This window comes from Buttiauxella gaviniae (assembly GCF_040786275.1).
Lineage (GTDB): Bacteria > Pseudomonadota > Gammaproteobacteria > Enterobacterales > Enterobacteriaceae > Buttiauxella > Buttiauxella gaviniae_A.
In genome coordinates, this window is record NZ_JBFMVT010000002.1 from 119871 (window position 1) to 133934 (window position 14064).

Annotated in this window: 9 protein-coding genes; 4 read left to right on the plus strand and 5 right to left on the minus strand. The window is 44.5% G+C overall.

All coding sequences use genetic code 11. The features are described 5' to 3' along the window. Nucleotides 1–19: 19 nt before the first annotated feature. Genes tssM through AB1E22_RS01225 form a run of 3 tightly spaced genes read left to right on the plus strand, consistent with a single transcriptional unit; the run spans nt 20 to nt 5459 of the window. Nucleotides 20–3562, plus strand: coding sequence for a type VI secretion system membrane subunit TssM (tssM, locus tag AB1E22_RS01215; RefSeq protein ID WP_367593702.1), 3543 nt, complete (start codon nt 20–22; stop codon nt 3560–3562). Between the two features lie 46 nt (nt 3563–3608). Beyond that, nucleotides 3609–4967 (plus strand): VasL domain-containing protein, encoded by a 1359-nt coding sequence (locus AB1E22_RS01220; protein ID WP_367593703.1) that lies wholly within the window; start codon nt 3609–3611, stop codon nt 4965–4967. Between the two features lie 12 nt (nt 4968–4979). After that, entirely contained in the window at nt 4980–5459 is a 480-nt protein-coding gene (locus AB1E22_RS01225) for an Hcp family type VI secretion system effector (RefSeq protein ID WP_367593704.1), read from the plus strand. A gap of 55 nt (nt 5460–5514) precedes the next feature. On the opposite strand, the gene AB1E22_RS01230 is transcribed toward AB1E22_RS01225, so the two are convergent. The 5 genes from AB1E22_RS01230 to AB1E22_RS01250 form a co-directional block, all read right to left on the minus strand. Next, nucleotides 5515–5955 (minus strand): DUF1240 domain-containing protein, encoded by a 441-nt coding sequence (locus tag AB1E22_RS01230; protein WP_367593705.1) that lies wholly within the window; start codon nt 5953–5955, stop codon nt 5515–5517. A gap of 1 nt (nt 5956) precedes the next feature. Beyond that, entirely contained in the window at nt 5957–6847 is an 891-nt protein-coding gene (locus AB1E22_RS01235) for a hypothetical protein (RefSeq protein WP_367593706.1), read from the minus strand. A 693-nt stretch (nt 6848–7540) separates the two neighbouring features. Next, nucleotides 7541–7981, minus strand: a complete 441-nt coding sequence (locus tag AB1E22_RS01240) for a hypothetical protein (protein ID WP_367593707.1) — start codon at nt 7979–7981, stop codon at nt 7541–7543. A gap of 1439 nt (nt 7982–9420) precedes the next feature. Beyond that, nucleotides 9421–9669 (minus strand): hypothetical protein, encoded by a 249-nt coding sequence (locus tag AB1E22_RS01245; RefSeq protein WP_367593708.1) that lies wholly within the window; start codon nt 9667–9669, stop codon nt 9421–9423. A 1218-nt stretch (nt 9670–10887) separates the two neighbouring features. Then, nucleotides 10888–11634 carry a MipA/OmpV family protein gene (locus AB1E22_RS01250; RefSeq protein WP_367593709.1) on the minus strand — a complete coding sequence of 249 codons (747 nt, stop codon included), beginning with the start codon at nt 11632–11634 and terminating at the stop codon, nt 10888–10890. 441 nt (nt 11635–12075) lie between these two features. Between AB1E22_RS01250 and yeaG the strand changes: the two genes are divergently transcribed. Beyond that, nucleotides 12076–14010 (plus strand): protein kinase YeaG, encoded by a 1935-nt coding sequence (gene yeaG, locus AB1E22_RS01255; RefSeq protein WP_367593710.1) that lies wholly within the window; start codon nt 12076–12078, stop codon nt 14008–14010. Nucleotides 14011–14064 lie beyond the last annotated feature (54 nt).

Genomic DNA, 14064 nt, shown 5'->3' on the forward strand with positions numbered 1-14064 from the left:
GTAAAACAGGAGTTTTATTGTGTTCAAAGTAGCAAAACCTGGCTTTCTCAAAGCGCTAAAACCGACTCTCAGACCTGCAATGCCCCGCTTAAAAATCTCGGCTATCGTGATTGTTGTCATAGCATGGGTCTTATCTCTGGTGTGGATTTGGTGGAAAGGGCCAACGTGGTTGCTGGACGGTCAACATCCTCTGGCACCTATAGCAAACCGCTGGCTGGCGACTGCCGTCTGGATATTAATCGCTCTGGGGTGGCTGACCTTTCGCATCGTTAAACGGCTGCAATTTCTGGAAACCCTTCAGCAGCAGCAACGGCAACATGAAAAAGATCCTGTTAGCCTGGAGATCCATCAGCAACAGCGCCATCTCGATCGCTGGCTATTGCGGTTGCAACGCCATCTTGCTCGTCGAAATTTCCTCTACCATCTACCGTGGTATATGGTCATTGGCACGACAGGCAGCGGCAAAACTGCACTGTTACGTGAAGGGTATTCCACTGACACCATTTATGTTCCGGAGAAAACGCGCGGCGAAAACAACTCGGCCTGGCACATCGCGCCGCGCGTGGGCGCGCACGCTGTTATTTTTGATATTGACGGGGCGCTCATCGACCAGCCTGCGGGTGAACAGGAAGAAGCCAATGTCGCCAGCCGCCTGTGGAACCATTGGCTGGAGTGGCTGAATCAAAAACGCCCGCGTCAGCCGCTTAACGGTATTATCCTGACCATCGACCTGCCTGAATTGATTACAAATAATAAGCAACAACGCGAGCGCCAGCTCAGCGTATTGCGCCAGCGCCTTCAGGATATCCGCCAGCAACTGCACTGTGAGCTTCCCGTTTATATCGTGCTGACAAAACTTGATCTGCTGTACGGATTTGCCCCGCTCTTTCAGCCGCTGGATAAGCAAGCCCGCGACGCAACCTTAGGCGTCACGTTCACCGAAGGCGCACACGAAAGCGAACGCTGGCGCGATGAGCTTCAGTCTTTCTGGCATGAGTGGATGCAGCGTTTTAACCAGGCGTTACCGGATTTGTTACTCAACCATGTGGAAATCAGCCAGCGCAGCACATTGTTCAGTTTCAGCCGCCAAATGCAGGGGATTGTTGAACATCTGGATGCGCTAATCAGCGGCCTGCTGGCTGGGGATAACATGGCAGTAATGCTGCGTGGCGTGTATCTGACCTCCTCCCTACAACGTGGGCAAGTAGACGATATGTTTATTCAGTCTGCGGCCACCCAATATCGCCTGGGGGAAAACGCGTTAACCTCCTGGCCCGTGGGCGAAACTCAACCCTACTTTACCCGTACGTTGTTCCCTCAAACGCTGCTGGCCGAACCGAATCTGGCCAGTGAAAACGATGTCTGGCTGGGCAAAAGTCGCCGCCGCCTGGCGATATTTTCGGCTCTCGGGGCTGCCGCAACTCTCGCCTGTATCGCAGGTTGGCACCACTATTATCAGTCCAACTACCGCTCTGGTATCACCGTGCTGGCCCAGGCCAAATCCTTTATGGATATTCCACCGCCACAAGGGATTGATGAACAAGGTGACCTGCAACTGCCGCTGCTCAACCCGATGCGGGACGCCACGCTGGCTTATGGCGACTATCGTGAGCACGGCACATTCACTGATATGGCGCTCTACCAGGGCAGAAAAATCGGCCCGTATGTCGAGAGAACTTATCTGCAACTTCTTGAGCAGCGTTACCTCCCCGCGCTGCTCAACGGGCTGATTCGGGATCTGAACGAAGCGCCTGCGGGCAGTGAGAAAAAACTCACGGTGCTGCGTGTTATTCGTATGCTGGAAGATAAAAGCGGGCGCGACAATAACGTCGTTAAGCAGTATATGGCCCTGCGCTGGAGCGAACATTTCCACGGTCAGCGCGCAATCCAGGCGCAACTGATGGCGCATCTTGACTACGCTCTCGAACACACCGACTGGCAAGCACAGCGCCGGGCGGGGGATTCCGATGCCATCAACCGTTTTATCCCCTACGGTAAACCGATTGCCGCAGCGCAAAAAGAACTCAGTAAGCTGTCCATCTACCAGCGGGTTTATCAGAGCCTGCGCACTAAAGCCCTGGGCGTATTGCCTGCGGATTTGAATCTACGCGATCAGGTCGGCCCGAGCTTCGACAAAGTGTTTGTTGCCAACCGCGAAGAGAACCTGGCCGTGCCGCAGTTTCTCACACGCTACGGCCTGCAAAGCTATTTTGTTAAGCAGCGCGACAGCCTTGTCGACCTCACCGCACTGGACAGTTGGGTGCTCAGCATCACGAAAAATGTCACCTACAGCGAGGCTGACCGCGAAGATATTCAGCGCCATATCACTGAACAGTACATCAGCGACTACACTGCCACCTGGCAGGCCGCACTGAATAATCTCGACGTGCGTGATTATGATGATATGCAGCAAGTGACTGACGCACTCGAGCAGGTGATTAGTGGCGATCAGCCGTTCTACCGCATGCTCCAGACGCTACGCGACAACACTCAGTCGCCACCACCGCCTGCTAATTTGCCAGATAAAACCCGCGAAGCGATGATGTCGGCCCTGGACTTCCAGTTGCTTACCCGCCTGAGCCGCGAGTTTTCCCCGGAGAACAGTGTGCTGGCTGAAGGCAAAGATAAAGACAGCACGTTGCAGACGGTGTATCACCAGCTCACCGAACTGCACCGTTATTTGCTGGCTATTCAGAATTCTCCGGCGCCCGGTAAATCTGCCCTCAAGGCCGTGCAGCTTCGTCTCGACCAGAACAGCAGCGATCCCATTTTCGCTACCCGCCAGATGGCTAAAACGCTACCCGCCCCGCTCAACCGTTGGGTGGGCAAGCTCGCAGACCAGGCGTGGCATGTGGTCATGGTTGAGGCCGTGCATTACATGGAGGTGGAGTGGAACGAGAAAGTCGTCAAAGTTTTCAACGACACGCTGGCAGGCCGCTATCCCTTCGAGCCAGAGTCTAAGCAGGACGCCTCCCTCGACGCCTTCGACCGCTTCTTTAAACCTGGCGGGATCCTTGACAGCTTCTATCAGGAAAACCTGGAACTGTTTATTGACAACAAGCTCGCCTGGGGCGAAGACGGGCAAGTGCTGATCCGTCAGGACGTGCAGGAACAGCTCGAAACAGCGCAAAAAATTCGCGACACCTTCTTTACCCGGCAGAGCGGAATGGGAACACAGTACGCAGCAGAAACGGTCGAACTCTCATCCGGTAAACGCCGCAGCGTACTGAATATGGACGGTCAATTGCTCGACTACAGTCATGGGCGCAACTACACCGCGCATCTGGTCTGGCCGAATACCATGCGCGATGGCACCGAAAGCAAACTTACCCTTGTCGGCAACGGCGACGGCGCACCGCGCAGCATCAGCTTCAGCGGCCCATGGGCGCAGTTCCGTCTGATTGATGCGGGTACTCTCACCAGTGTGGATGACGGCGGGTTTAATGTCCGCTTTAACGTTGACGGTGGCTACATGATTTACCGCATTCATGTCGACACTCAGGACAATCCGTTCACCGGGGGATTGTTCAGCGACTTCTTCCTCCCGGACACCTTGTATTAATCACCTCATCCCGGCAGCAATGCCGGGATATTCAGGGACTGACATCATGAATGACACCACACATATCATCCGGGTTGGCGATGATCCGCGCAGCCTGCCAGAGTTCAGCGCCATCCGCGAAGAAGTGAACAAAGCTAATCATCCGTCACAACCGGAAGTGAACTGGCGACTGGTTGAATCTCTCGCCCTGACGTTGTTTAAAAGCAACGGCGTCGACCTGCATAGCGCTACCTACTATACGCTGGCCCGCACCCGTAATAACGGACTGGCTGGATTCTGCGAAGGCTGTGAACTGCTCGCCGGATTAATCACCGCTGAATGGGAAAACTTCTGGCCACAGAACTATCAGGCCCGTTCAGACATGCTGGAGTGGTTTAACACCCGGGTTGGCAACCTGCTGCGCCAGAATGCTTCCCTGATGAACGGAGAGGTGCAGCTGATGTACCGCACAGAAAGAACACTGCAGCTTATCTGCGACAAACTCCAGCAGGTGGAATTAAAACGCATCCCGCGCGTGGAAAACCTGCTCTATTTTGTGCAGAACATCCGCCGGCGCACTGAAACCGAACAGCAGATGATGAACACGCCCGGAAACCGCTACAGCACGCCGACGCTGGTATATATGCCATCCGCATCAGACAAGCCTGACCCGATGCTCTCTCCGCTCATCGGTATGGCACCAGAACCCCAGGCACCGAGAGTCGAAGTCCATTTTCCGGGTTCGGAAAATACACCACGCCCTCGTTCCTTACGCGGTGTTCTGATTTTTATGGCAGGAGTAGTCTGTACCGCGCTTGTCGGGCTGGGCATCTGGTGGTGGCAGATACATCCTCTGCAACAACAACTGGCACAGGTGAATGACACAGCCCAGGGCGGTGCCGCGTTATGGCTGACCGCACCCACGTTGGAGGACTATCCCACCCGCCTCACCCGGTTGCTGAACACCTCACCGTTGCAGTCGCTGGAAACCGGCGAACACCTGACCCGCTCCGCCGCGGCACTCTGGCCGGAAAACACCTCGCAACAGCAAGCCACCGCCCGCTGGGATACCACATTGGCACAACGGGCAGACAACAGCCCGGCGCTGCGTGGCTATATCCAGGTGCAGAAGGATTTACATAATTTTGCGGCACTGCTCGTGGAGCGGGAAAAAAATAAAGAAGGCCTGACGCTTTCGTATCTCAAAACAGTGGCCTACCAGGCTGAAACGCTGCTGAATCAGGAAACGCCAATTGAAGTGTTATTAACGCAATTAGAAGAAGCAAAAAAACAGCAGCAGAGCACACAAACCTTAGAGAAACAGATTAATGAGCGGATAGCCGCATTATCGAGCCGCTATCTGCTGCTCAAAAATATCGGTGAAGAAAATGCATCTTCACTATCTGTTGGTAATAAAAACCAGTAACGGAGAACCATCATGGCAAATTTAATTTATATGACGTTAAACGGAGTAAAACAGGGCCTGATGTCCGCAGGCTGTTGTTCTCTGGATTCAATTGGTAATAAGGCACAGATTGCCCATCTGGATCAGATTATGATTTATGAGTTGTTGCATACCATATCAAGAGAACAGAATGTCAATCACCACCCAGTCATTATTACCAAACCCGTGGATAAATCTTCACCATTATTGGGGGAGGCAATTTCAGAAAATGAAATACTGACTTGCGATTTTGATGTTTATCAAACAAACCGCTTTGGCATTAATGAACTTTATTATAAAATAAAACTTACTCAAGCAAGAATAACAGACATTCATCTAATCCTGCCAAACACTATTACAGATAACGACAGACAACCCCAGGAGAAGATATCTCTTTCTTACGAAACCATAACATGGGAACACATTGCTGCGGGAACCAGTGCTTATAGTTTGTGGAGTGAAAGGGTTTACTAGCCCATATTTATTCTTACAAGACCCATAGCCCTAAATTATGGGTCTTGTTATTACTTCATTCCCAGGCAACAGCACTGGTTAATTTTTCACACTGTCTTTTGTCTTTTACGTAATATACACCAGAAAATATTCCATCCGCGGGGCATGCATGATATGAAGAGAATGAAAAACCAATAGTTATTGCTGGTTGCAGGAGTGCAGTCAAAAAAAACAGAATACAACTAAACCCAGATATATGCGTCATATATTTTGATAGAAAAGGATGTGCCTTCCTGTCTCTGGTAAATAAACAACTAGCAATAGTGATTTCAAAATATAATATAAACGGCATCATGGATAATATTGGCATTGATCTCCAGTTAAAATAAATAACGTCACTTCTTGCTATTAAAGTCAATATTTCCCGACCACAAGACAAAATAAAAAAATACATTACAAATGGTAAACACACAATCGTTGCGATGAGAACAATGAAATTTTTACATTTACTTTTCATTTTAATATCCTGTACGAAGTGCATTAATGAATGGAGATGTGTTATTTAAATTCCACTCTTCAATTTCGCCTCTGCTTTTTATTCCCTGCTTAATAATTTCTTTTAATTTATCAGATAGATGATATTTTTTATCCAGAAAATCCAATGCATATGTAACCGCAAAACCGACTACAACAATGAGAAAAATAGTAGCTGTTAATGGTAGGGTTAAGCATGCAATAGCAGTAGCGCTGACAACTATTGAACTTATTATTTTTGAAACAAAAATTGTAACGATTATTTTGGCAATATCCATTGTAATATCCCCAATAAAATCAACAACTGCATAGTCATTTTTAAAAATTAGCTCTATAGCACGATAAGCTAAAGAAAACCAGACGCAGAAACGGGCTCCCCCTATAATACCCGCATTCACACCAGCTTTACCTATACCTAGCTCTAACACTTGAGGATTATTGATTGCATAGCGCGTGCCTTTTAAAATACGACGAACGCCTGCGTATCCAGTAATTTTTACATATTGAACACCTTTGACAGTTTGTACAATAGCCTTAATCCCTAACCCTCTTAGATTGTAAATAATCTTGTTTGCATCATTGTAATAAGAAACCAGTTTTTTGATATTCCTTGCCCCATCAGAGAGATCTTTTATATTGCCGGCATAGGTTGCCACGGGATCAACAAGATTTAACAATTGGTTAAGTACTGCATCCGCCTCTGAAAGAGTTAATAACATTATATGTGTAGTGTTTTTTTGTAACTCCTCCTCTAAATTTAAAGTATTTAATATATATTCATGCTGAGATATTAGCTGATTAATGGGAACTTCACCGCGTAAATAATCTCCCAGATAGTTTGCTGCAGTTGGTTGTTGCCTGAGTTCATCTTTCATTTTAGATCCTTATTTATTAAAAACATCCTAGCCAAATATATTCCATCATATAAGGATATGGCTTAATTTGTTCACCCTCAATTTATCAGATATTATTTACGAGAATAGTGCAATTTTAGCACTGAATGCTAAATGCATTTATAAAAGAAAAGTAAAACATTTACCCTACAAATCAATTATCCACATACATCACCAAGAAATATTTATCAGCTAAGCAATGCTAAATTAGGCATGCTAATAACAGAACCTTTACTACCTACTACTGCACGTTTCCAAAAACACCCTTACCCAGAGATAAAAATAACTTTGGGCATGAAATTTATAAATACATGACCTACAGACTTACTTCTGTGACCGCCTCTAATTTAGACATATAATTATCATTTTGGGAAAATTTTTAGTTCTACAATATTAGTCAATATCACTTATTTTATTTACTTCCAGAAGCCACACCTTTAGATGCTTTCTTATATATAATAACATTCCAACTATAAATGATCTCAACGCCTCCTGTTCGATAAATCCGATTCAGGGGTCAGACCACAGCACTTGCTGCACGCCTATGTCCAGGTGCAGGAGGATTTACATAATTTTGCGACACTGCTTGTGTAGTGAAAGGGTTTACTAAGAAATATATTAAAACATATTATTATAATAACACCCATAATAAGACATCATGGGTGTTATTATACTTCATTCCCAGACAACAGCACTGGTTAATTTCTCACAATGACTTTTATCTTTCACGTAATATACTCCAGAAAAAATTCCATCAGCGGAGCATGCATGATAAGAAGAGAAAGAAAATGCAACATTTATTATCGGACCACTTAAAAGAGCTAAAAAAAAGAGCGCGCTAGTAACAAGGCCGATATAATTTGTATACTTCATAAGCGTAGGTTGTATTTCTTGGTTTCTTGTAAAAAATGAACTTATAAAAAGCATCTCACCAAATGCAAGCCAAGGCATACATATCAAAACTGGGATATTTCTCCAGTTGAAATAGATAATATCTTTCATTCTAAGTAAGTCCATAACATCATTGCCAAATATTATAAAAACCCCATAAAAAACAAAAGGAATAATAGTAACAACAGCTATTCGTATGGCTAAATTACTATACACACTCGACATATTAACCCCCAAACTGACCTGAAAGCATAAAGGGGGATTGACTTTTTAAATTCCATTCCACTATTTTTTGTTGTTCTTGCATACCTTGTTTAATCACACCCTTTACTTTTTCTGAAATGTGTCACCACCTGTAACAGTAATCAAGGACACCTGCATACCCAGTGGTTTTTACATATTTAACGCATCTAACCGTATATACAATAGCCTTAATCCCTAATCCTCTTAGATTGTAAACAAGCTTGTTTGCCTTATTGTAATAACAAACCAACTTTCTGACATTCTTTACACCATCAGAGAGAGCTTTTATATCATTAGCATATGTTGCTATGGGATCAACTAGATTTAACAATTGATTAAGCTCTGCATCTGCCTCTGAAAGAGGCAAAAACATTATATGATTAGTGTTTTTCTGTAACTCTTCCTCTAGTTTCAAAGTATCTAATATATATTCATCCTAGGGGGGTTAACTGATTTATGGGTACTTCGCCACGTAAATAACCTTCCAGGTAATCTGTTGCAGTTGATTTTTTCCCGCGTTCATTTTACATTTCCTTTTTTATTAAATCTTTCTGCATATTTAATCATACAACCATATAAATTAACTTGCTCAAAATCGCTATTATTGTAAATTACTGGAGCATCATATAACATAGAACAAACTGTCAAGCATATTATGAATTAGAAGATTGAAAACATTCACTGTTTATATAATCCATCGCAAGACACCCCCAAAATTATTTATTAGTTATGTGACAACACATAATATAATTTTTTATTCAGCAATGACACGTACGGCCTGTAAAAATTCAAAACCTTTCTCAACCGCTACAAATAAAATGATCCGTTAAACTGGAAATAGTGAGTAAAATGTACCTTCACAATCTGTCGCTAATAAAATCAGTAATGGAGAACCACCATGGAAAATTTAATCTATGTAATGTTAAATGTAGTGAGACAGGGCCTTACGTCCTCAGGTTGTTGTTCTCTGGATTCAATTAGTAATAAGGCACAGATCGCCTATCTGGATCAGAATATGATTTATAAGCTATCACATTCGATTACTCGTCAACAAAATGCTAACGCTATTACTATTACTATTACTATTACTAAACCTATAAATAAATCTAGCGACCCTTTTGGTAATACTTACGGTGCGCAATACAAAATGGTATACAATATGAATATGCACAAGTCAGAGGTATTAATACCGATATAAGACTGCCATCGCTATTAATATAAATATTAATATCAAAAAGAAGAATATCTCCCGTTCGGAAAACGACAAAATGATACAGCGCACAAACACATGAAACCCCTACAGCCAAAACATTCAAGTAAACATTAGATGAATAAAGAAGATGACTGACAACATAATAAAATGGAAATAATGAAACTATAGTACAGATAATGTATACAGTCACAATTAGATATATGTTCATTTAATAATACCTATATTGTATATATGATGTATTAGTATCACCCCAAATCTTTGCTATCACCTCACTTATAAAGTGATCTTTTGCCATGCTCCATTGTATAAATTTATTGGCAACCTCATTCATTACCCTAAGTAAATCATTCTGTCTTGATACGAACACCTCAATATCTCTACGATCATCACTTGAGTTTTCGTCCATATACTTTCTGGCATCTGGGTTTCTATCCAAGTATTCTGTCCAGTTATCCATTAGAACCTCTTCCATCTCAAATTTAGATAATATTTTTATGCCTGAGTAAATATTCATTAAAAATGATGTCAAAATTTACATTTACTGGCATTAGTATTACATGAATAAGCATCCCGCTATTATCACAAGCTGCATGAAACTTACAGTTGATCTAAGCCAAAGTATTCACAAAGATTTCATGAAATTATAATGATGCTAAAGAGTATACTTACTGTATAAGACAATCATACCTATTCGTATTTTTTATACTATAAACACGCTAAATGGATATGGTTGTTATGATAAATATATAACCCCTATGCTACGTGAAAGAATCTATTCTCAGCAGATTGCTTCTACTCATGCTCGCAGAAAGAAGAAGGCTTAAGAAGAAATTTGACTCTGAGTAAAGATCTCATTCTTAATCAGAAATATTATAGAACAGGTTCAAATACTAATGAAAAACAAACAGTCATTTTGCATTGTATTTTTCAGCATGACACTATCATTTTCCAATGTGGCTTTTTTTAAGGGTCTTTTTTACGAACTAACAGAATGGTATTGCAATCATTTACATGAATATTTTCATGTTTTTAATAAAACTATGAATTTTCAACGCTAAGATGGCTTGTCTATTATAGTTACGGGATAATACTCACCCCGCCAACATTTTTTATTCTTAAAAGAGTAATAAAAACAATAGATAAAATCAAACATAGCACAAAATCAAACATAATTATCATCTTAACAAAGATCGCATACTGGATTACCATCTATTATATAAGCTTTAGCATTGTCTCATTTCTAATATTCATTATTGATGATTTATTCTCCTTAGAGGAACTCGCACATCACGGTTATAAGTATACTCATGATAATTTAGGCTGGTATACCGGTGAAGCTTATGACTTCGACCCATTTTTTGCTGATTTATTATTATTTACATTTATTGTCTTCCCGCTTATATCTTGCTACTTCACATCAAAATCAATAAAAAAATACACAGCAAATTGTATCGATACAGGCCTACAATAACGCCCTAAAATGATGCAAACAGTTCATTTCTTTGCCTTGTATTGAAGCAAGAACATTAGTAATAACGTGACAGCCAGTCTGCAGAACATCGATTTGATAAAGTGAAAAAATAAGAAGTGATCGTTCTATGCTTTATGGCGACATGCAACAAAAAGGGGCGCAAGCGCCCCTCGAAAGTGCATCAATTGCACTCTATTTGCATCATCAGAAACTATACGTTACGCCAGTCAGCAATACGCCCGTCCACTCTTTATCGATCATTGGACTGTCGGTTACTTCATCTGCCAGGCGAACATAGCGACCCATACCGTAAACGTTCCAGCTATCGTTCAGCTTGTAGTTAACAGAAAGCTCAACGTACGGAGTCCAGCTGCTTTCCGGGTCATAAGAGCTCATGCCGCTGTTGCGGGACTCTTTTTTGCTGACGCCATAATAGTATTCGTTCTGATTTTCACTATCCCAGTTCACACCAATCCCCGGCGTGAAGGTCCAGTCACCATTTGTATAGCGGTACAGCCAGGCGGTATCCCAGGTGATGCCGTTGCTGTTATCCAACGTATCGCCAGCTAATACCGTACGCAGGAAACCATACTGGGTGTAATGCACGTAAGAAAGCCCTGCCATCAGCGTGGATTTACGGGAATCCAGGTGGCGCATTTGCTTATTGTCGCTGTCTTTCGGTTTGAAATGCAGCGGAGAGTAGTATGCCGTTACCGACAATTTGTCAGTTTCGTCGTTCCATAAGTAGTAACCCGCGTTTAAGCCACGGAAGTAGAAGCTATCTCCTTCGTAGCCAATCATTGGTATCGGGTAAACACGATCCTGGTCGCCTTTATAAGGATTCGGCGTTACCAGCGCTGCGGCTCCAAGCGACCACGGGCTTTCTGCCCACGCAGAAGAAACAGATGAAGCCATCAATGCACTCAATGCGAGAAGTTTGAATTTGGTCACAATTCATTCAGTCCTTTAGTCAAATAATCAGCGGAAGGAAGTGTAACCTCCCTTGCCCTTCACCCCAAATTTTTTACGTACCCGAAACCTCAAACCAATTGACCAACATCTCGCAAACAGGTTTCACCTTGTTTTCACTTTTATGATGCGCATGTGATAGCGCGCCCTTCCCTTTACAACAAAAGGAGAAATAAATGGATGAGTTATTGATATGTCATTGAAATTGGTTTGTAGCCGTATGCAAGTTTTGCAAATGCCATCTACGCTTTATTTTAGGAAGATGAAATACGCTGAACGCAGCAATGAAATGCCACGCTACCCTGCCGGGTAAGACAAGTTGGCATAAGGGTTGCTCGAGATTCAGGAGACGTCTTCCGGGAGCCTCCATTACTCATACGAACGGCTCTCTAACCTGTGCTAAATACGAAAGGACGGCATGCCATGAATATATTCGATCACTATCGCCAGCGTTATGAAGCTGCCAAGGACGAAGAGTTCACACTGCAGGAATTTCTTGCAATCTGTAAGCAAGATCGCAGTGCCTATGCTAATGCGGCAGAACGGCTATTGATGGCCATTGGTGAGCCAGTGATGGTGGATACTGCCACAGAGCCACGGCTGTCCCGTCTCTTTTCGAACCGAGTGATTTCTCGTTATCCGGCGTTTGAAGAGTTCTATGGCATGGAAGAAGCCATCGAGCAGATTGTTGCGTATCTCAAACACGCAGCCCAGGGTCTTGAAGAGAAGAAACAGATCCTCTATTTATTAGGCCCGGTCGGTGGCGGTAAATCCTCACTCGCTGAACGCCTGAAAGCATTAATGCAGCGCGTGCCTATTTACACACTGAGCGCCAACGGTGAACGCAGCCCGGTGAATGACCACCCGCTATGCTTGTTCAATCCACAAGAAGATGCCTCTATTCTGGAAAAAGAGTATGGCGTCCCGAACCGCTACCTCGGCACGATTATGTCGCCGTGGGCGGCAAAACGTTTACACGAATTTGGTGGGGATATCACCAAATTCCGCGTGGTAAAAGTCTGGCCGTCGATACTGGCGCAGATTGCAATTGCCAAAACTGAGCCGGGCGACGAAAACAACCAGGATATTTCGGCGCTGGTCGGTAAAGTGGACATTCGTAAATTGGAGAACCACGCGCAAAACGACCCTGATGCTTATGGCTATTCCGGTGCGCTGTGCCGTGCAAACCAAGGCATCATGGAATTCGTTGAGATGTTTAAAGCACCGATTAAAGTGCTCCACCCGTTGCTGACCGCAACCCAGGAGGGGAACTATAACGGGACCGAAGGCATCTCCGCCCTACCGTTTAACGGCATTATTCTGGCGCACTCCAACGAATCAGAGTGGGTGACGTTCCGTAACAACAAGAATAACGAAGCGTTCCTTGACCGTGTTTACATTGTTAAGGTCCCGTACTGCCTGCGGATTTCCGAAGAGATTAAAATCTACGAAAAACTGCTTAATCATAGTGAACTGTCACACGCACCATGCGCCCCTGGCACGCTGGAAACGCTCTCCCGTTTCTCGATTCTTTCACGTTTGAAAGAGCCGGAAAACTCCAGCATCTACTCCAAAATGCGCGTGTATGACGGTGAAAGCCTGAAGGACACCGACCCGAAAGCGAAATCCTACCAGGAGTATCGCGACTACGCCGGTGTGGACGAAGGCATGAACGGGCTGTCCACACGTTTCGCATTCAAAATCCTCTCCCGCGTGTTCAACTTTGACCACGTCGAAGTGGCCGCTAACCCGGTGCACCTGTTCTACGTACTGGAACAGCAAATTGAGCGCGAGCAATTCCCGCAGGATCTGGCAGAGAAATATCTGGAGCATCTGAAAGGCTACCTGATCCCGAAATACGCCGAATTTATCGGGAAGGAAATTCAGACCGCGTATCTCGAATCTTATTCAGAGTACGGGCAAAACATTTTCGATCGTTATGTTACCTACGCTGACTTCTGGATTCAGGATCAGGAGTACCGCGACCCGGATACCGGCCAGTTGTTTGACCGTGAGTCCCTGAACGCGGAACTGGAAAAAATTGAAAAACCGGCCGGTATCAGCAACCCGAAAGATTTCCGTAATGAAATCGTCAATTTCGTGCTGCGTGCCCGTGCTAACAACAATGGTCGTAACCCTAACTGGACCAGCTACGAGAAGCTGCGCACGGTTATCGAGAAGAAAATGTTCTCGAATACCGAAGAGCTGCTGCCCGTTATCTCGTTCAATGCCAAAACCTCGACCGACGAGCAGAAGAAACACGACGACTTTGTCGATCGTATGATGGAGAAAGGCTATACCCGCAAACAAGTTCGCCTGCTATGTGAATGGTATCTGCGGGTTCGCAAATCATCATAAGGGAGTTTCCTGTGGGTCACACCGGGCGGTGTGGCCCCCTTTGCGCAGCAGGCA